Annotated in this window: 14 protein-coding genes and 4 pseudogenes; 6 read left to right on the top strand and 12 right to left on the bottom strand. The window is 64.9% G+C overall.

Annotated elements, in window-relative coordinates; genetic code table 11:
- Positions 1–1,743 precede the first annotated feature (1,743 nt).
- From secF to OG985_RS03200, 5 genes are all read right to left on the bottom strand, one after another.
- The gene (gene secF, locus OG985_RS03220; RefSeq protein ID WP_371666711.1) at positions 1,744–2,862 is read right to left on the bottom strand and encodes a protein translocase subunit SecF; all 1,119 of its coding nucleotides are present in this window, start codon (positions 2,860–2,862) and stop codon (positions 1,744–1,746) included.
- 1 nt (position 2,863) lies between these two features.
- On the bottom strand, positions 2,864–4,621 hold the full coding sequence (secD, locus tag OG985_RS03215; RefSeq protein ID WP_371666710.1) for a protein translocase subunit SecD: 1,758 nt from the start codon (positions 4,619–4,621) through the stop codon (positions 2,864–2,866).
- 101 nt (positions 4,622–4,722) lie between these two features.
- Positions 4,723–4,971 (bottom strand): hypothetical protein, encoded by a 249-nt coding sequence (locus OG985_RS03210; protein ID WP_371666709.1) that lies wholly within the window; start codon positions 4,969–4,971, stop codon positions 4,723–4,725.
- A gap of 766 nt (positions 4,972–5,737) precedes the next feature.
- Entirely contained in the window at positions 5,738–7,060 is a 1,323-nt protein-coding gene (locus OG985_RS03205) for a D-alanyl-D-alanine carboxypeptidase family protein (protein WP_371666708.1), read from the bottom strand.
- Between the two features lies 1 nt (position 7,061).
- Positions 7,062–7,340, bottom strand: coding sequence for a WhiB family transcriptional regulator (locus tag OG985_RS03200; protein WP_371666707.1), 279 nt, complete (start codon positions 7,338–7,340; stop codon positions 7,062–7,064).
- Between the two features lie 447 nt (positions 7,341–7,787).
- Here OG985_RS03200 and OG985_RS03195 point away from each other — a divergent pair.
- Positions 7,788–8,393: pseudogene (locus tag OG985_RS03195) on the top strand (ISAs1 family transposase); the annotation flags it as partial.
- 9 nt (positions 8,394–8,402) lie between these two features.
- Here the strand turns inward: OG985_RS03195 and OG985_RS03190 are convergent.
- Positions 8,403–9,158, bottom strand: a complete 756-nt coding sequence (locus OG985_RS03190) for a transposase family protein (RefSeq protein WP_371666485.1) — start codon at positions 9,156–9,158, stop codon at positions 8,403–8,405.
- Between the two features lie 316 nt (positions 9,159–9,474).
- On the opposite strand from OG985_RS03190, the pseudogene OG985_RS03185 reads away from it, so the two are divergent.
- Positions 9,475–10,001 (top strand): annotated as a pseudogene (locus tag OG985_RS03185) (transposase); the annotation flags it as partial.
- A 65-nt stretch (positions 10,002–10,066) separates the two neighbouring features.
- On the opposite strand, the gene OG985_RS03180 reads toward OG985_RS03185, so the two are convergent.
- Together OG985_RS03180 and OG985_RS03175 are read right to left on the bottom strand one after the other, a co-directional pair.
- On the bottom strand, positions 10,067–10,537 hold the full coding sequence (locus tag OG985_RS03180) for an IS3 family transposase (RefSeq protein WP_371666706.1): 471 nt from the start codon (positions 10,535–10,537) through the stop codon (positions 10,067–10,069).
- Positions 10,443–10,748, bottom strand: coding sequence for a transposase (locus OG985_RS03175; protein ID WP_371666705.1), 306 nt, complete (start codon positions 10,746–10,748; stop codon positions 10,443–10,445). The genes OG985_RS03180 and OG985_RS03175 overlap by 95 nt, the downstream gene beginning before the upstream one ends.
- A gap of 303 nt (positions 10,749–11,051) precedes the next feature.
- Here OG985_RS03175 and OG985_RS03170 point away from each other — a divergent pair, with 303 nt between their 5' ends.
- Complete coding sequence (locus OG985_RS03170) at positions 11,052–11,894, top strand: IS5 family transposase (RefSeq protein ID WP_331718633.1); 843 nt, start codon at positions 11,052–11,054, stop codon at positions 11,892–11,894.
- 94 nt (positions 11,895–11,988) lie between these two features.
- Positions 11,989–12,531, top strand: a complete 543-nt coding sequence (locus OG985_RS03165) for a hypothetical protein (protein WP_331718632.1) — start codon at positions 11,989–11,991, stop codon at positions 12,529–12,531.
- Between the two features lie 360 nt (positions 12,532–12,891).
- Here OG985_RS03165 and OG985_RS03160 read toward each other — a convergent pair.
- The 3 genes and pseudogenes from OG985_RS03160 to OG985_RS03150 form a co-directional block, all read right to left on the bottom strand.
- A pseudogene (locus OG985_RS03160) lies at positions 12,892–13,172 on the bottom strand (helix-turn-helix domain-containing protein); the annotation flags it as partial.
- A 971-nt stretch (positions 13,173–14,143) separates the two neighbouring features.
- Complete coding sequence (locus OG985_RS03155; RefSeq protein WP_371666704.1) at positions 14,144–14,329, bottom strand: hypothetical protein; 186 nt, start codon at positions 14,327–14,329, stop codon at positions 14,144–14,146.
- A 609-nt stretch (positions 14,330–14,938) separates the two neighbouring features.
- Positions 14,939–16,207: pseudogene (locus OG985_RS03150) on the bottom strand (transposase).
- A 221-nt stretch (positions 16,208–16,428) separates the two neighbouring features.
- On the opposite strand from OG985_RS03150, the gene OG985_RS03145 reads away from it, so the two are divergent.
- Both OG985_RS03145 and OG985_RS03140 read left to right on the top strand, forming a co-directional pair.
- Positions 16,429–17,814, top strand: a complete 1,386-nt coding sequence (locus tag OG985_RS03145; RefSeq protein ID WP_371666703.1) for an ISL3 family transposase — start codon at positions 16,429–16,431, stop codon at positions 17,812–17,814.
- Positions 17,736–18,047, top strand: a complete 312-nt coding sequence (locus tag OG985_RS03140) for a transposase (RefSeq protein WP_371674242.1) — start codon at positions 17,736–17,738, stop codon at positions 18,045–18,047. The genes OG985_RS03145 and OG985_RS03140 overlap by 79 nt, the downstream gene beginning before the upstream one ends.
- A gap of 114 nt (positions 18,048–18,161) precedes the next feature.
- On the opposite strand, the gene OG985_RS03135 is transcribed toward OG985_RS03140, so the two are convergent.
- Positions 18,162–18,992, bottom strand: a complete 831-nt coding sequence (locus tag OG985_RS03135) for a transposase family protein (protein WP_371674240.1) — start codon at positions 18,990–18,992, stop codon at positions 18,162–18,164.
- Positions 18,993–19,098: the final 106 nt, after the last annotated feature.

The raw sequence follows: 19,098 nt of genomic DNA, 5'->3' as shown, positions 1-19,098 counted from the left end.
TATTACGACCGCGCCGAGGGCCATCGCCGCAAACCTGGACTTTCCCCATGCTCGCCAGGTCGCCCGGATCGTGCGGCACCGGAAGTAGCGGTAGCCGGTGCCATGCGAGATACCCGTCGCGCGCCAGGCAGTGCACACACCCCGCATCACAAAATGAGCGCAGTACCAGCATCGCCTGCCGGAATGGCCTCAACGCGCGCGAGGCCTGCGGCCTGTCAATCTGTCGCCATGAGCACTGAGCAACTTCGCCAGCATCGCCATGATGTGGCGCGGTACCGCCGAGTTAACTCAGCACTTTTCGGCGGTTACGATAGCGTTCCATATGTGCTCTTCTGCTGGCGAGAGAGGGCATGCCGATTCCATGTCTTTCCGACCTTCAGGAGGCAGGTATATGTAAACTCCGTGACACCATGCAATTGCGTAGAGCCCATTATTGACATGTGATAGAATTCGAGCAAAAAGATCCCGATTAAATTTCAAGAGACTTTCCTTTTGTGTGTCAATTTGGGCTTGTCCGGATTTGAGTACTCGCCTGAGGGTCTGTGTTCTTGAGCATCTTCGGAAGACGGCCTCAGGCGCGGATCAGTGGCGCAGGAGTGCAACCTCGCCGTTCGAATGCCTCTCTCGACGGGGCGGACTGCTGCTCGGGTTGGTTGTTGAGGGGGAGGGGAGGGGCATGTTCGGCGGGACTACCGCCGCTGACTCCGATCCGGTGCAGGTAGGCCCGCAGCGAGGTGTAGAGCGAGGCGTCCCCTCCCGAAGGATCAACGGTCACCAAGCAGGATCGCGCCGTCTGTCAGCCTCTTAACTGCTGTAGATCCATGGCCGGCTGTCTGACTGCTTGCGGCTACGGCCATTGCTGTCTCTCGCAGCCGTCGGTGGTTCACAGAGTGTGAAAACCGGCACCGCGCGCTCATAGTCTGACCGCGCCTAGACCACAGCTGCCTCGGCGCTGCTGCCTGGACGAGCGCGGAAGTCAGCGGTGGTTTGATGCCAGGTATCGTTTGATGCCTAGGTATGCCTGCCCCTTCCACCCAACACGGTCCTCTTGCCGCTGCAGGGAAGCTTGAGCAATACGTGCTTACGAGGACGGTAGATCAGCTGGCTGCACTCGCCGAACCTGAAGCAGACCGCTGCGGCCATGGACATGCGGCTGCGGGAAGCTTGAACCGACTACAGGTGTGTCACCTCTTGGCGCTCAGGCCGGAGCGTGCGACGTCATCAAACCGAGGCGGGTAGGCGGGTGTGGTGACGATCGGTCGCCCTCAGCGCGAACGGCGCCGCCCACCAAGTACCGCGCTCCGTGGACGCTTCCGGTGTCCTCGTCTCGTTCGGGTGCTTGGGGGCGGTGCTGGACGGTGGTGTTACGGCACGGTCGAGCCGTGACGAGAACGGGCAGGGGTCGTGTTACGGCTGTCGAGAGCGCGCAAGGCGCCGCGTGATCTGGTGCTGCGGGCACGGATGGTCGAGCTGAGCTGGGCTTGGTAGCGAGTGCCCATCGCGGGACGAGCTGAAGTGCAACCAAAGGACGGTCGGCGAGTGGTTGCCCTGCTTCAACCGCTTGGGCCTGGAGGGCCATGGACGCTGGAGTGGCCGAGAGCCTTCGTGATCGTGTGGAGTCGCTGGTGCGGAAGACATGGGTGGGACGGACGGCTGGGTACTCGCCCCGCCGGCCGCTTGTGGCCAGCAGGCCGCCGTCGTGGATGCGGCTGAGGAGCAGCTCCGTGATGTCGGTGAGCTCGGTCATCGGCGCTTCCCCGAAGGCCGTCCGCGGCCCCGGTTGCGGGACGCGGGCTGGTGACGCGGGCCGACGACCGCGGCCGCCTCGTCGTCCGGCTCGTCGTCCAGCGGCTCGTCGACGGTCTCGGTCTCCAGCGGCTCGCCCTTCGCGGCGGCCTGGGCCCGCTTGGCGAGCACGCGCTTCCTGAGGGCCTTCATCTGCGGCTCGCGCTCCTTGAGGTCGGCGACGAGCGGCGTGGCGATGAAGATCGAGGAGTACGCACCGGCCGCGAGGCCGACGAACAGCGACAGCGAGATGTCGTTGAGCATGCCGGCGCCGAGGACGCCGCCGCCGATGAACAGCAGGGCGCCGACCGGCAGCAGCGCGACCACGGTGGTGTTGATCGAGCGGACCAGCGTGCTGTTGATCGACCGGTTGGCGATGTCGCTGTAGGTCCAGCGGGTCTGCTTGGTGATGTCCTTCGTCTGCTCCTTGAGGCTGTCGAAGACGACGACCGTGTCGTAGAGCGAGTAACCGAGGATCGTCAGCAGACCGATCACCGTGCCCGGCGTGACCTCGAAGCCGACGAGGGCGTAGATGCCGACCGTGATGGTGATGTCGTGGATCAGGGCGACGAGGGCCGCGAGCGCCATGCGCCACTCGAACGCGATCGCCAGGTAGATCACGACGAGGACCATGAAGATCGCCAGGCCCTGCCAGGCCTTGTTGGCGATCTGGTCGCCCCAGCTGGGGCCGACCAGGTCCGCGTTGATGTTCTCCGAGTCGACCTTCAGCTCCTTGGCGAGGGTCTCCTTGATCTGGTCGGACTTGCCGGTGTCGATGCCGGCGATCTGGACGCGCAGGCTGCCGTCACCGAGCTTCTGGACGATGGCGTCGTGTCCGGACGCGTCCTCCGCGAACGTCTCGGCCTGGGCGACCGAGACGCTCATGTTCTTCGGGGTGGTGAAGACGGCACCGCCCTGGAACTCGATGCCCATGTTCAGGCCGCGCACCGCGAGGCCGAGGATGGCCGTGATGGTGATCAGTATCGAGATGCCGTACCAGATCTTGCGGTTGCCGACGAAGTCGTAGCCGACCTCGCCGCGGTGCAGTCGGGCGCCGAGGTTGCCGAGCTTCGACATCTCACGCCTCCTTCGGGTCGACGGGGGCGGCCGGACGGCGGGTGCGGCGAAGCGGGGGCTTCGCGCCGAGTGCCTTCGGGTCGAGGCCGGAGAACTTGTGGCCGTTCGCGAAGAACTTCTTGCGGGCGAGGATCGTCATCAGCGGCTTGGTGAAGAGGAAGACGACGACCACGTCGAGCACGGTGGTCAGACCGAGCGTGAACGCGAAGCCCTGGACCTTGCCGACGGTGACGATGAACAGCACCGCGGCGGCGAGGAAGGACACGAAGTCGGAGACCAGGATGGTGCGCCGGGCACGCGGCCAGGCCCGCTCGACGGCGGGGCGCAGCGAGCGGCCCTCGCGGATCTCGTCCCGGATGCGTTCGAAGAACACGATGAACGAGTCCGCGGTGATACCGATCGCGACGATGGCGCCACAGACGGCCGGCAGGTTCAGCGCGAAGCCGATGGCCGGGCCGAGCAGCGCCATGATCACGTAGGTGAGGGCCGCGGAGACCAGCAGCGAGGGGATCGCGATGACGGACAGACCGCGGTAGAAGATCAGCAGGTAGATGACGACCAGGGCCAGGCCGATCGCGCCCGCGATCAGACCGGCGTGCAGCTGCTCACCACCGAGGGCGGCGGTCACCGTGGTGACGCTGTCCTCCTTGAAGGTCAGCGGCAGGGCGCCGTACGACAGCATGTTGGCGAGGCTCTGGGCCTCCTGCTGGCCGAAGCTGCCGGAGATCTCCGCGCTGCCACCGGTGAGCGCCTGGCTGACGGACGGGTCGGAGACGACCTCACCGTCCAGGACGATCGCGAACTGGTTCTGCGGCTGCTGGTTCTTCGCCAGCTCGCCCGTGATGTCCCCGAACTTCTTGCTGCCCTTGTTCGTGAACTCCATGGTGACCGTCCAGCCGGCGGCGGTCGTCGTGTTGAAGACGGCCTGCGCCTTCTTGACGTCCGTGCCGTCGACAGCGGCGGCGCCGAGGACGTACTTCTGCCACTGGCCGCCCGAGTTCTGGCCGCAGGCGACGGTCGGCTCGGTGGCCTTGGCGTTTTTGCCGGCCGTGCTGCGGACCGACTTCTTGCTGCAGTCCAGCGCCGCGTACTGCGCCTGGAGCTTGGCGGTCGCCGGGTCGACGGAGGCGCTGGCGCTGGGGGTCGGGGAGCCGCTCGCGGCGGCCGAGCTTCTCGCCGACGGGGAGCTGTCCGCCTTCAGGGCGTCGGTGACGGCGCGCCCCTGCGTGCTGGCGGACGCCGACGGGGACGCCGAGGTGGAGGGTGACGCGGACGAGCCGGCCTTGTCGGTCGCCTTGTCGGTGGCCTTGCCCGAGGCGCTGCTGGAGGCGCTCGGCGACGGGGTGGCCGTCGCGGCGCCGCCGCTCACCTCGGTGGCGATCACCGGGCGGAAGTACAGCTTGGCGGTGGTACCGACCTGGTCCCGGGCCTCCTTGGAGTTCGTGCCCTTGGGGATGTTGACGATGATGTTCTCTTCGCCCTGGGTCTGAACCTCGGCCTCCGAGACACCAAGACCATTGACACGGCGGTTCATGATGTCGACCGCTGTGTTCATGTTGGTCTTGTTGATCGCGGATTCCTGGCCTTTCTCCGGGACCGCCCGGAGCGTGATGCTCGTACCACCGGCAAGGTCGATGCCGAGGCGCGGAGTGGTGTGCCCGGAGGCGAACATCCCGCCGGTGAGCGCCACGATGGCGATCAGGATGAGGGCCAGCGAGCGCCACGCGTTCCCGTTACCCGCTGAGCGCTGACGTTTCATGCGTTCGGCATACACCTTGTCTCCCTCAGGTCCTGTACTGCGCGAACGTGGGGAAACGTCGCCGCTCACAGTTCGTGTGCAAGTAGAGCGCTTACGATGGATCATGCACTCCTGGGCGTCGCCTGGCTGTAGAAGGCCAGACGAATCATCTGCCGGCACCACGCCATGCGCCGGTCATGGCCTGCAGCATCGGTACCAGCCGCTCCGGCGACGTGCCGCGCGCACGATCCGTCCAGATCACTCCCCAGCTGATGAAGAACGCAGCTGCGTATCTCGTCGACGCTGGAGGACAGGTCCGGACCAAGGGAAGTGCAGAAAAGGGCCTGAGACAACGCTTCCAACACGTCCACGCCCGCCAGTGTTCGCACGGGCGTCACTGAATACATCGAGGCCATAGCACACCTACCTCATTTTGGGCGATTGCTCACTTAATCTCTAAGTTCGCCCGGCACGCGCCTCTCCGCAGGAGTAAACGCTACCTATCTCCTTCACGGACGCGTGGTGGAGGCCGTCGTCGTGCCGATGGCAGTCGCCAAGGATCGTGTAGTCCCTCATGCGGGAGAAGACGCGCTCGGCGCGGACACCCACTTGGCGGTGAGCGACGTTGCGCCGTCCACGATCTACAGCACGTTCGATCATCCGTCGATGCCAGCTCGAGTGCGAATAGCAGGCCGAGCCCTGTCGGTCCGGTGAGGTCGCTTGCCGAACTGCACAGGTAGTGACATCGCCGGGACCATGGCGGGTTCTACGCCGCCGTGAACCGTGGACGCAATGATGCCGGCCGGCTGCAGCGGGCACTGGCCGAAGCTTCGCCCGGCGACAACATCGCCACTGTCACCGCCAGGCAGCCGCACGATCTGATTGAGCGACTGACTACCGCGGGGAGTGGCAGACGGGCGGACCTCCTCGTCTTTGCGGACACCGTACGGCGTCCCCCTCGGCTTCCTTCTGGCGACCCCGTGTAATCCTGGCCGGATGCGATCGGACCGGGTACTGCGCCGTGCTGTCCCGCCCTGTCAGTCGCACACCCTGGGCCGAACGCGCCGGCACGGGTTCGTCTTCGGCCAGCCCAACACACTGGGCACCGAAACAGTCAGGACACCTGGGACAAGTTAGTTAGAAGTGAATGAGCTTCGCTATCAGATCCGGCTCGCTCACAGCGTCCTGCAGTGCGATCGGGGCCGTCACCATGCCAGCACCTTTCCCGACGCGCACCATGCCGACAACCGTGCCCGCCCGGGCGGAGCGTGGGACGCCGTCGCTCTCAAGGCGGCTCTTTACTTCCAGACCGGGCCATCCGACTGCCTTGAGATCCCTGGTTGCCATAAGCGGGACCCTGTGGCCGAATCCGTCGTTTGCGTAGCCGACAAGATCGCCCTTCATGATTATGCTTGCCGATTCGGCGGCATCTTGCGCAGCCCTTATGAGAGTTATGCTGTCTGTGATCGCCCTCTGCAGCTTGGCATTGACGCTAGCGCCTGTGTGAATAGCGAACACGGCTCCGACGATCCGGTGCCTTCTGCCGTCAATTATAGTGTCCGCAGACCACAGCAAGTTCCCGCCGGCCGATGTCGACGAACCAGTCTTCACACCGTTCACGCCTGGCTCCAGGAGTGCGCGGCCATTGTTATTGTAGACCGTTGCGATCTGGTCAGATATTTCGACCTGTGTAGTGTCGACGATCTCCCGGAACACCTCATTCTGCAGTACGGCTTTGGCCAATTTCAACTGATCAATAGCAGTGGAAAGTGTCGTCGCCTTCAGGCCGCTCGGATCCGTGTATATAGTGTCTTTCATGCCAAGCGCCTTAGCTGCGGCATTCATTTTTTTCACGAACACCCTCTCGGACAGGGAGTCCCAGCGGGCCAACAAGCGTGCCGCGTTGTTCGCAGAAGGAATCAACAACAACTGCAGCATCTGCTTTTCAGTGAATGCCTGCCCTTTCCTGATCGGCGCGGTCGACTCGCCGTCAGCGTTGGACTCGATCTCGGCTTGCTGATCGACCTCTATCATTGGACCCTCTGCCTCCCCTGCGAGGGGATGGTTCTGCAGAACCACATACGCTGTCATTGTCTTGGCTACACTGGCGATGGGTGAAGGACGCTGCTCTCCATTCACTCCCATGATGCCAACACCTTCCACCTCCACTGCGGCTTGGCCCTCTTCGGGCCAGGGCAGGTTCGGCGCATTTCCTTCGAAGGTGTAGTGCAGCTCGGGTGGCATCGTAATGAAAGGTGCCGGGAGGGGACGCGCCATCTGTATGAAGATAAAGAAGATCGATAGAAGAACTATCAACGGTGTGGCGATCCTGAGTCGCCGCACTATTACCCAGAGTGGCTTTCCTTGTGGCGTGTCCGTCGAATCGCCTAGCAAGGTTCTTGCCTGCTCAGAATCAATTCTGTTTTGGCGTCGCGTCGGGATGTGCAGGCCCAGATTCACTTCAACGTACCGTAGGGCGTCTGCCGCGGGTGGGTCGCGGGCCTCCCACGTTATGCCGCTCCCAACCATTCAGTCCGCCCCATATGCCTTCAGTGATACCCTCACGAAGTGCCATACGGAAACAGAGTTCGGAAACGTTACATTTATGGCATACTTTTTTAGCCAGCCCATCCCAGCCGCGCTGACCGGATTGGTTGGAGGGGAAGAAGATATCCGGGTCGATACCTGGAGCCGTACATGCCGCCCCCTCTTGCCAGATTTTTTCCGATGATTTGTTCATTGCAGATCCTGATAGGTGAAGGGTTTAAATAAAATTCTTGGATCATTCAGGGGTGACTGAAAGCTACCTAATCTGCGAGTGCATCAAACTGGTGACCTTGCCATTGTGGTCATCCTCGTGCATTGCGTGTCGAAGTGGTCGCGGAAAATTCAATGTGTTCAATTCGGGAAACTTAATCGATAGCCAGTTGCCCTTTAATCCACGATGTGGTCCACCGGTGCGAATTTCCTGAGTAATTGCTGCTCATAGAAGCTCAGCTGAGAGGATGGGGCTTCAGGGACAGCCGGGTCGCTCCGAGCAGGTTGAAACTTACGGTTTTCAAGGCTGTACGCAGAGCGGTGAGCGTCTGCTAACGGGCTTTCAGATGCGCTATCTTCCGGGTGACGTCTGGACGAGGAGGCGTTGCGCACGACTGTCCTACTCTGCCTCGTAACTGACTGGCTTTCGCCCGTGCCGCAGCGGCGTCGACGCTTGGTGGTGGACGGAAAGTGCCTGCGCGGAGCGAAGCGCCCCGACGGCAGCCAGATCTACTTCCTGTCCGCAGTACGCCACGACGACGCACTGACGGTGGCCGCGCGCGAGATCGGCGCCAAGACCAACGAGATCCCGAGTTCCAGCCCTTGCTGGAGCAGATCGACGACGAGGAACTGAAGGACACCGTGGTCACAGTGGACGCCCTGCACGCCAAACGCGCCCACGCCCACTACCTGGTGGAGGAATGCGACGCGCACTACCTGTTCACCGTGAAGGGCAACCAGAAGAACCTCGCCAAGCAGCTCAAAACCCTGCCCTGGAAGGACGTCCCGGTGCTGCACCGCTCCACAGCGCACGGCCACGGCCGCGACGAGATCCGCGAACTGCAAGTCGTCAGCGTCAGCGGCCTCCTGTTCCCCCCACGCCCGCCAGGTCATCCGCAGGCGCCGCCTGTTCGGCGCCAAGAAGTGGAGCTCAGAGACGGTCTACGCGATCACCGACCTGCCCACAGAACAGGCAAGTGCCGACGAGATCGCCTCCTGGGCCCGGGACCACTGGACGATCGAAAACTCCGTGCACTGAGGATTTTCAGCAGTAGCTCTCAAGGGTGAGGACGGCTTTGGCTGCGGTGGTGAGCCAGGTGGGGCTGCAGCGGGCTTTGCGGAAGATCCGCCAGGTCTTCAATCGGGCCATGCCGCGCTCGACCGGGTAGCGCAGGCGGGCATGAGCCCTGTTCAGCGATAGCTGCCGGCGGTTGAGTTCTTTGCCGGGAGAACGTCGGATCGGGGTGGTGATGGTGCCGCCGGCACCGAGGTAGCCGAGGTCGGCCAGGACCGGGATACCGAGTCTGCGGCAGGTGTCGATGATCCGGTGGGTGCGGGCGGCGGTGAGGTCGTGGGTGCGACCGGGCAGCGCCTTCGAGATCCATACGATGGTGCCGTCCGGATCGGTGACGACCTGCAGGTTCACACCGTGACGCCGGTGCTTTCCCGAGTAGTCCCCGCGGCCGTCACCGACCCGGTCGCACTCCGCGAGGGTGCCGTCCACCAGCACGTATTCCGCCCGGGCCTTCACTTCACGCAGGGCCCGCGTCAGCCCCGGAGCCCGGCGCGCCAGCAGGCCCACCACGGAGCGGACATAGGCGTGCGCGGTCCCGACGCTGATGCGGAAACCAGCGGCGATCTGGGCCAGCGTGGTGTGCTGGCGCAAGTACACGAGCGCGACAACCGCACGCGCGGACGGACGGAGCTTGCACCGGCGGTCACCCTCACGAAGGACGATCAGCATCGTGACCGTCTCCACGAGGGCATGCGGGAGGTCGAGTGCGGCAGGATACGTAATCAACGGGGCTCCCCGGCAACCGAGATCAGATGTCAGATACCTCTCTCAACTGCCTGGGAGCCTCGTCCGTTGCCCTGCCAGCCATCCCCTTGCATCACTCGATCAGTGGCCACCCTGAAAACGCTCACTGGATCAGGGACGTCGTCTTCGGCGAGGACGCCCGCAAGACCCACACACGCAACACCCCCGCCGTCATGGCCACCCTGAGCGACATCGTCAGGGGCACCCTTCGAACAACCGGCTGGGCCAACACCGCCAGCGCGCGACGCGCCCACACCACCCCGCGCCATCCTCACGCTCCACGGCATCACATGATCAAACCGCACATCCAGGGAACACTCCGGGGCCGTGGGTCCACACCCTGGCCGAGGAGGTGATGGCCCTCAACGAGCAGATCCGCGAGATGGACAAGCTCATCGAGGGCCGGTTTCGCGAACACGAGCTCGCCGACATCATCCTGAGCGTCCCCGGAATCGGCGCGACCCTGGGTGCCGAGTTCCTCGCCGCCGTCGGCGGCAGCCTGGACGACTTCGGCTCCCCGGACGCCCTGGCGGCTTTCGCCGGGGCCGCCCCCGCACCTCGCGACTCGGGCAAGGTAAGCGGCAACCTCCACCGGCCGATCGTTTACCATCGGAAACTCCAGCGCGTGTCTTCTACACGTCCGCACTGGTCAGCGTCCAGTTCGACCCGAACTCGCGGAAGTTTTATGACCGCAAACGCGCAGAGGGGAAGAAGCATGTTCAGGCCGTGCTCGCCCTCGCCCGCCGACGCGTCTACGTCCTCTGGGCGTTGATCCGCGATCGACGGTGCTACGAAGTGACACCACCGGTGCCTGCGGCAGCTTGACAACAACATTAGGAAGCATGTGATCGCGATCGCCCAGCCGGCCAGGCGGCGTGAGCACAGGTCGATCACGGTCGCGGGATAGAGCGGTTTCGCGCCGCTGACCGGCAAGTACGTGATGTGCCGACGTACTTCTCATTCACCGCGGGCGCGGTGAAATCGCGGCCGATCAGGTTCGGGGCCTCCGCCGCGGCCGGGTCCGCGACGGTGGTGCGCTGCTGGCGCCGCAGACGCACTCCAGCGAGCCCGATGGCCCGCATGACGCGGGCGACGCGCTCGTGGGTCACGGCCTGGCCGCCGCCGTCGCGGAGTTCGGCAGTAACCCTGGGGACACCGTAAGTCGCGTCCGAGTCCCGGTGGACGTGGGTATCCAGGCCGCGAGCCGGGCGTCTGCCGCCTGGCGGGCGGACCGCTCGGGGGCGGCGACGAACTGGAAGCGGCTGCTCACCAGTTGGTCGCGCCCGCGAAATACTTTGCGGCCTTGCGCAGGATCTCTCGCTCCTGCCGTAGCTCTGCGTTCTGCTTGCGCAGCGCCGCATTCTTCGCCTCCAACGACGTCGACGCCGCCGGACCCGCCGCCTGGTGCGTCACATGAGAGCCCGCGGGGCGGCCGTCGGCAGCCCGTATCCAGTTCCGCAGCGTCTCGGTGTTCACCCCGAGATCAGCGGCGACCGACTTGATCGTCGCTCCCGGCCTCGACTGGTACAACGCGACCGCATCCGCCTTGAACCCGGCGGGATAGTGCTTCATTCCCACGGGGACTCCGTTCTCCTGGATCATCAAGATCCAAGTCCAAGTCCCTCCGGTGCCCAAACTCCGGGGTCAGGGCCCGTTACCGCCCGACCCGGTCATGCTGGCGAGGGGTGCGCTGGGGCCGTATTGGGCTCTGACGTGGGAGGAGTCGACGGCCTAGCCGGACCAGTCCAGCCACGATGCCGCGTGACTGACTTAGAGCTCGCGCAGATAGACGTCGTGGGGAGCCCCCAGCGACAAGGTGGGCACAGGTCCCGGTGATCATGGAGTTGCGACGCTCTGTGATTACTGGGGGGACCTGTGCCCGTGCTTCCATCATGGCTGACTGACCCGCTCTGGGAACAATTCGCGGCGCTGCTGCCCGAGCGCCCTACGGTCGATCCGTCCCACCCGCTGGGGTGCCACCGGCGCCGTATCAGCGACCGGATCGTGTTCGACAAGTTGCTGCAACTCCTGCGGTTCGGCTGCTCCTACCAGGCGATCTCCGACACGACCTGCTCGGCGACCACCATCCGCAACCGCCGCGACGAATGGATCCGGCTCGGCGTCTTTGGCCGACTCAAGCAGATCACGCTGGAGTCCTACGACCGGATCGTCGGGCTCGTGCTCGACCAGATCGCCGTCGACGGCTCCATCACCAAGGCCCCCGGCGGCGGCGAGGTCGCCGGGCGCTCACCGGTCGATCGCGGCAAACAGGGCTTGAAACGCTCGGGCATGACGGATGGTTACGGGATCCCGCTCGGCCGGGTCCTGGCCGGAGCGAACCGCCACGACTCGCCGCTGCTCTCGCCGACCCTGGACCTGCTGGACGACCTCGGGCCGCTGCCCAACGACATCATGGTGCACCTGGACGCCGGCTACGACTCGGACAAGACCCGCGCTGAACTGGCGGCCCGCGACCTGCGCGGACGCATCGCGCACAAGGGTGAGAAGGCGCCGATCCAGGCGAGCCGGCGGTGGCATGTCGAGCGTACGCACGCCTGGCAGAACGCCTTCTACCGCCTTTCCCGCTGCTACGAACGCCGCGCTACCGTCGTCAACGCCTTCTTCGATCTCGCGGACACGATCATCACCATCCGTAGCCTGATCCGTCGAGCCTGGGCCACCCATCGCTGGGACGAACGCCCCCACCGTCGCCCTTGAGTACCCGCCCTGCGCGCCTACCATGAGGCCGAAGCCGCCAGCACAGGATGGGTGACCCGAAGAAGACGGCCAACCGCCGTAGAAAGAAGTCGGCATGCTGCCAGAGTCGGAATTCGCCGTCATCCTCGGGATGTCCCCCGAACAGCGTGCGGCCTTCGTCGCAGGGGTAGCCGAGCGGGTCTTCGACCTGTACATGGACTGCGCACGGCCGTACCGCAGCAACGTTTGGGAAGCGATCACAGCTGCATGGGGCCGGGCATCCGGCGAGACCATACCTGGCGAGACCGCCGCTCGTCTGGCAGAAGCCCTCGATCAAGAAGCAGCCAGCTACTGCGACGATCTAGATGAGAGCATCGACATTCCCTTTGAGGTGATCACCGCCGTCGGCCACGCGCTCAAGGCCGCCTTCTTCGGCGACCCCAAAGACGCTGAAGCGGCCGCGAACTTCGCGACGGGCGGCATCGCCCGCGCAGCTCACGCATGCAACGACGATCAGGACAGGGCAGTACAGGAAGAACTCGGCTGGCAACTCGACTGGCTGCGTTACGTCAGTACGACCGAGGCGGAAGCCACCCGCGACGGATTCTCAGCACGCACAGTGACCAAGCCGACTTGGTATCTGCGCTGGGAGAACTGAACCCGCCAAACTGCACCGCCACCAATCTGCGTGACCTCTTAGGCTCGTTAGGGTGGCGTCGGGGCGTCGAGGGTCAGGCCTGTGCCGGCTATGAAGCCGTCTATGGTGTCGGACTGGTATTGCAGGCGCTTGAGCCGATTGCGGACGAGGGCCTCGAGTCGGTCGAGGGCGACGACGGCGAGGTTGGCCAGGCTGCGTTTGACGTGGGCCCAGACCCACTCGACGGGGTTGAGCGATGAAGTCCCGATCGCCCATGCTGCGGCGTTTGCCCTTGCCCGCGGGGTGGGTGCGTAGGTGGTGGCACAGCCTGGTACGGGAGCCGGGCCGCATGGCGATCAGTCCGGCCACCGACAGGCGTCCCGAGTGTCGCGCGCTCACCGTCGCCTGCGGAGTCGGCGGTGACCATAACCGCTCGAGCCGACTGGCAACCTCATCAAGCAGCCGGCCAGCGGTGAGCCTGAACGGCGTTGCGCCTGCTCCCGTGCCCGTTCATGCGCACGCCACGCTGAGTAGCCGGCCCGGCCGCTGCCACGCCTGACCTCCCGGATGATCGTGGACACAGCCCGCCCCAGGTGCCGGGCGATCGCCGTGAAACTGTCCCCACGACCCATCGCGAGCAAAATCCGCTGACGCTCATCTACGGGTCATGATCCCGACTGCACACCTCCGCCGCCACTATGCGGGCCGGCCGACCGCGTCACCGAATGACTCCGGCTACGAAAATCTTGCCAGTGCCACTTCAGCTCGTACGCCGACAACACCGAAAAAGCTCACCCACGCCTGCACGACCGTGTGCAACCTTGGCCTGTCCTGCCTGTAGGTAGTACTTGCTCATGGCTCACCCGTCACATAGGCGGAGGGTAGAGAAGCGCAGGCCAGGCTGTCCCACGGCAGAGGGCGCACACGATCTAAAAGGAGAACCTGATGCAACATGCAGCCGCCCCCGCTCACACAAGCCTCAATGCGATAACAGCGACATGGGCATCTGCTCTATTCTGCTCTCCGCTACAGCCAACCGATCATCCTGGCACGCAAAAAGTGCTTGAGGTGGTGATGGGGCAGCTTACGGCTTTTGCCAGACACCCAGGGGGGTGCATGGCAGTGGTAGCTCAGGAAGCTGGAGATCACCCCGAACTATATCTCTCTCGTATGGCTTGGTGTCGTGACGAGGTTATCCGAGCCTACTCCCCGGATCGCCTACCGCTTTCCTGACGCTGAACCAGTTGGCGCAAAAGGCGAACCGATGTAGAGCGTCTAGGGCGGTCATCAACGTCCTGGTAACCCATCATATGACAAGAAAGTGCAATCCTGGATTGACAGGTGATAAAAGTGCCAAATTTCACATCTGCTTACGATGGGAAAACGGAAATCCCGACGTACTCGCCGCCTGCGGATCATCGCCCGATCAACGTCTATGGCGAATTTGGGCAGCCGCCTTCATCGCAGCGACCTGAAGGACTTGCGGTCGTTCCGGTCAGTGCTCGAGGCTGGGCAGAGATCCTGGAAGAACTGGTTCGTCAAATCAGTACGGGGGAACACGTTTGCAGGCAGTGGTCAGTACACCCAGAACTCCTGGACGCGCTTAGGGCCGCCACCATGGCACTGGGCACAGTCACTCCAGGTGGCCTGGTCGGACTTCTTCGTCGGTGTCGAGCTCGGGCACTGCGGCACAGAAATTCAATCCATGGCCATAGAAGAACCGCGGGCTGTACGATGCCGCATGTCTGACGGTCGAAAAATAGTGCAGCAGCCGACGTTTTATGAATGACGTGATGCTCGCGAGAAGGAAGAACTGCATGGAAACTCCGTGTCTGCGACAGCCCTGCCCTTGTATGTGGAATTGGAGCGAGATTTCTGAGAGGTTCCTATGTGTCATTGAAGAAGCCTTTCTTATCACAGAAGAACGAACTCTAAATCAAATTACTCGACTTGCTGTGAATGATGCAACAGGAAAGGATGATGGCCGGGAGCCCTTTTCTCGTGTAGATTATGAGGGTGAGAAGGGCTGCGGAGACTGACGACAGCCCGTTCGGGCTGATGCGGGCATGACGGGGATCCGCCACTGTTTGATCCGTGCGATGGTGCGCTTTGACTGCAGCGCGCAGTGCCGCGTGGATCTTGTTCGATGACTTATGCTTGCCGCGGAGGTCGCTCTTCGGCGCCTGCGCTTGATCGGCGTGATGACAGTGTCGCTGGCTCCGATGTAGCCCCTGTCCACCAGGAATTTCAGGTTTCCGCTGGGCGCGCGCAAATGGTCACGATGTTGTGCTCCCGTGCGTCCTTCTCGCCGTGGGGCAGGGCCGACGAGATCCACTGCAGCCTTCCCTCGTCCGCCGAGACGACTTGCAGGTTCACACCTGCACAGAGGGCCTTGCCGCAGTAGTGGCCCTCGGCCTGAGCTTGACGTTTAACGTGGGCGGGCTCGGTATTCCTTGATCGATTCGGCCCGTTTGACGGTCTTGCCGACGTCGTGGTGCCTGGCCCGGTGTTTGTTTTTCGAGCCTGCAGGCCGTCCGGGCCCTGGCCGAGAGGGTTTCGGTGCGGTCGCGGGACGGGCCGTGGTCGCGTGGACGTTGCGAAACCCCCGCCGGACCCGGGCCGGGGTGAGTCGGCGGCCCTCGGCCGGTCGTTCCCAGGGGCGGCGGAGGTCCTCGGCGAGGGGTCGGGCGAGGCGGAGCTGGGTGTGGGCGGCGATGATGAGCCAGGTCCACAGGTCGGCGGTGTCCGCGTGGCGGACCTTCGGGGCGGTCCAGCCGAGGGTCTGTTTCATGAGCCGGAAGGTGTGCTCGAGGTCGAACCTGCGGAGGAAGGACTGCCACCAGTGCTCGACGTCCGCCGGTGTGGCGGCGGTGGCAGCCAGACCGGTTTCGGGTCGCGGTCGCCCGGCAGACGCTCGACCTTCAAGCGGATCAACGTGCCGTGCAGGACCGTGCCGACGCGGCCGTCCTCCCTTCGGCCCGGAGCGGGCGGGGCCGGGGTCACGGAGCATGACGCGGTCCGAGCGCAGGCGTCCGACCAGGACGACGGGCAGGTCCGCCAGGGCATGGGAGAGGTAGGCGACGTCGTAGCCGGAGTCCATGACGATCCAGATCTCCGGATCACCTGCCCGCCACTGCTGGGCCTGGACCAACCTCTCGATGACATCACGTAGTTGGGCGGCGGTGACAGTGGTCGCGTCGTCCGCCGGCCCGAGGCGCACGGCGTCCAGCAACGCGACCCAGGAGGTCCGGCCGGTCTCCAGAGCGGCGACGAAGGAGTACAGCCAGCCCGGCACGAACTGGTCCCTGCTGCGGGCACCGCGTCCGTAGACGTGGCAGAACAGCCGGTCCTCGCTGGTCGGGGCGTCCGGGCGGAGCCAGTTGCTGACGTCCACGGCCAGCACGAGCCGCCCGTCGGCCGCCCTGGGCAGCGGCAGGCCCGCCAGCGCGCGCCGCAACCGGGCCGGCTCCGCCCAGCCCCGGTCCAACGCCGCGTACATTGCCCCGTGCCCGCGCCGGTGCTCGACCGCCAGCGACAGCTCGACCAGCGTCTTCACCGGCCCGTCCGCACACAGCACCGCGTCTGTGAGCTCGAAGAGTGCATCCGCGCGGGCGTAAAGGCACTCGTAGAACTCGACCCGAAAGCGGGACAAGACGTCGAACGCCTCGCCCGCGGGCGCGTGGACCGGGAGACTCATAGCAGCGGCCGTTCTCTCGTGCTTCGTGACTCGACATCTCGAAGGGTGGAGAACGGCCGCCTTCGCTGTCCCGGAAAAGAACCGCAGATCAGCAGGTCGGGTGACAGGCGCAGTTAAACGTCAAGCTAAGAAACCGTCTCGCCGTCGCCCGAATCCTGGTTCTGGATCACTTTCAGTGCTGGGGCCACGGAGGGTCACCGAAACCGCGATCATGAACGGTCGTGGGTGATGTTCTCCTCCAGAACCTGTGGTTCCACCAGGTCCAAGGTGTCGTGATCGAAAACGTTGTGCCTGACGGCGAGTTGGTGGCCGTGCGGGCCCGGGCGGTTGCGGAGCGGGTCGTATGTCCAGCGTGCGGGACGCTGTCGTCTCGGGTGCACAGCCGGTACGTACGGCGGCTCGCCGACAGCTCGGTCAGAGGGCGTCCGGTGCTGATCGAGTTACAGGTGCGGCGGTTCCGCTGCGGCCAACGTTTGTGCAGACAGGCGACGTTCGCCGAGCAGGTCGACGGACTGACCGTCCGGCACGGCCGACGCAGCGCCGGGCTGCAGACAGTGCTGGAGCGTGTGGCGGTGATGCTGGCCGGCCGTGCCGGTGCCCGCCTCTCCCAGACTCTGGCCGCCGGGGTGAGCAGGTCGACACTGCTGCGGTTGATCCGTCGCCTGCCGGAGCCCGAGACCTCGACACCGCGGGTGCTCGGGGTGGACGACTTCGCGCTGCGCAAGGGCCACAAGTACGGCACGATCCTGATCGACATCGAAACCCGTCAGCCCATCGACCTGCTGCCGGACCGGACGACGTCGACGGTCGCCAAGTGGCTCGCCGACCATCCCGGCATCGAGGTGATCTGTCGGGACCGCTCCACCGCCTATGCCGAGGCCGGACGGCTCGGCGCCCCGAACGCCATCCACGTCGCGGACCGATGGCACATCTGGTCGAACCTTACTGAGGCCGTCGAGAAGACAGTCGTTCAACACCGCGCTCTGCTACGTGAGCCGCACGACGCCGCCACGGCCCAGGCCGTCGCGGACACGGAGAACACGAACCTCGATCCGCCCTCTCCCAGAGGGCCGCGGACAACCGGCCGACTCTCCGACCGCATCCGGGAACAGCACGCGGCTATCCACGCTCTCCTCGAGCAGGGCATCGGACTGCGCGCGATCGCCCGCCAACAGGGGCTGGCCCGCAATACCGTCCGCCGCTTCGCCAACGCGGCAAGCGCGGACGAACTCCTGGTTGGCCGGTGGACCGGCCGAGCCAGCATTCTCGACCCCTACAAGCCTTACCTGCACCAGCGGTGGGCGGAGGGCTGCACCGTCGCCCGCCGCCTGTTCGAGGAAGTACGCGAACGTGGCTACCCCGGCGGCGAGAACGTGGTGAAGGTCTACGTGGCCAAACTCCGCGAGAACTTTCCGCACGACCCGCCCCACAAGACGCCGTCCGTGCGGAATGTGACCAGCTGGCTCACCCGCCATCCCGACCGCCTCACCGAGGACCAGACCCAGCAGCTCAAAGCGATCCTGGCTCGCTGCCCCGCGCTCGACCGCACCGCCCACCACGTCCGCACGTTTGCCGAGCTCATGAACAACCGTCAGGGCCGGACCTGAACAAGTGGATCACGAGCGTCCGGGCCGAGGACCTGCCAGCCCTTCATACCTTCGTCACCGGTCTCGGCCAGGATCTCGATGCCGTCGTCGCCGGCCTCAGCCTTCGCTACAGCTCCGGCGCGGTCGAGGGTCAGAACAACAAGATCAAGATGTTGAAGCGGCAGATGTTCGGCCGAGCCAACTTCGACCTGCTCCGCAAACGGGTCCTCCTCACCGCGCGATGCCGTTCATGATCGCGGTTTCGGTGACCCTCCGTGGCCCTAGCACTGAAAGTGATCCAGAACCCAGGTTCAGCCGACGCCGACAAACCGTATCTCAACCGAACGTGATCGCTTGATTTCTGCTGGTCAGACATGGTGTAGCTCGGAATGGGAGAGGCATCCGGCGTCTTGTTTCCGTTCCGTGAGCGAGGGGTGCGCGATGGCGTCGGTGCTGGGAATGCTGGAGGAGCGGGAGACAGCGGCTCGTGTGCGGGCGGAAGAGCGGCGGGAGGAAGTCGCCCGGCTGGCTGAGGTGCTGGAGGCCGCCGAGATCGATCTGGACCGGGGCGATTGCGCGGGAAGAGCTGGTCGAGGCCCTGGCAGCCTCGGCTGCCGAGACCTCCGCCGTGACCGAGACCGAGGCTTAGGAGGAAGCGGCGCCGTCGCTCGCGCCGGTGCTGGGCTCGCCGGTGCCGCCCTGGCGGGAAGGGTTGCCGGTGACGGTTCTGGCGCCGGACTATCAGCGCATTCTGGGCCTGCTGGAACATCAACGATCCACGGGTCACGGGCTGTTTCGAGCCAAGGAGATCGCGGTGGAGCTGGGCCTTGATGCGACGCCAGCGAAGGTCGAGGGGTGCCTGTTGAGTCGGCACGGAGCGCGGTGCCGGCCGCGCCGCGCAGGCTTTTGCCGTCCACTGCGAGGCCACGCAGCCCGGTCGCCTTCGGGAGACGGTCGGCGAGCCAGCGTCCGACTGCCCCGTCCAGCGTGTCGCCGTCGATGCGGGCCAGCAGTCGGCGGACCGTGCTCTCGGCGGGCAGGACCCGCCTGGGCAGAAGCGGATCGGGGTTCGCACCGACCTGTTCGAGCACATGCCCAGGGGCATCGGCGATCCATTCGCCGACCGCCAGCAGTGAGGTCGCTCCGGCCAGCACCGCGCACGCGGTGAGAGTGAGCACGACGGCTAGGCGGTGGCGCACCCCGCGTGGGTCACGCGGGTCTGGCACCTCGGCCAGCCGTTCCAGCAGGCCCGGGAGCTCCTCGGGTCCGACCTGCGGATTCTCGCGCAGTTGGTCAAGGGCAGGC

It is taken from the genome of Streptomyces sp. NBC_00289, from assembly GCF_041435115.1.
Classification (GTDB): domain Bacteria; phylum Actinomycetota; class Actinomycetes; order Streptomycetales; family Streptomycetaceae; genus Streptomyces.
Note: the sequence above shows the minus strand (reverse complement) of the source record. Positions and strands in the feature narration are given on the sequence as shown.

What these genes read in the sequence shown, in the direction of transcription:
- secF (WP_371666711.1), bottom strand. Translation starts at nt 2,862, where the DNA reads ATGTCGAAGCTCGGCAACCTCGGCGCCCGACTGCACCGCGGCGAGGTC.
- OG985_RS03165 (WP_331718632.1), top strand. Translation starts at nt 11,989, where the DNA reads ATGCTGCCAGAGTCGGAATTCGCCGTCATCCTCGGGATGTCCCCCGAA.
- OG985_RS03200 (WP_371666707.1), bottom strand. Translation starts at nt 7,340, where the DNA reads ATGAACAAATCATCGGAAAAAATCTGGCAAGAGGGGGCGGCATGTACG.
- OG985_RS03180 (WP_371666706.1), bottom strand. Translation starts at nt 10,537, where the DNA reads ATGCGGCGCTGCGCAAGCAGAACGCAGAGCTACGGCAGGAGCGAGAGA.
- secD (WP_371666710.1), bottom strand. Translation starts at nt 4,621, where the DNA reads ATGAAACGTCAGCGCTCAGCGGGTAACGGGAACGCGTGGCGCTCGCTG.
- OG985_RS03175 (WP_371666705.1), bottom strand. Translation starts at nt 10,748, where the DNA reads ATGAAGCACTATCCCGCCGGGTTCAAGGCGGATGCGGTCGCGTTGTAC.
- OG985_RS03155 (WP_371666704.1), bottom strand. Translation starts at nt 14,329, where the DNA reads ATGCAGTTCTTCCTTCTCGCGAGCATCACGTCATTCATAAAACGTCGG.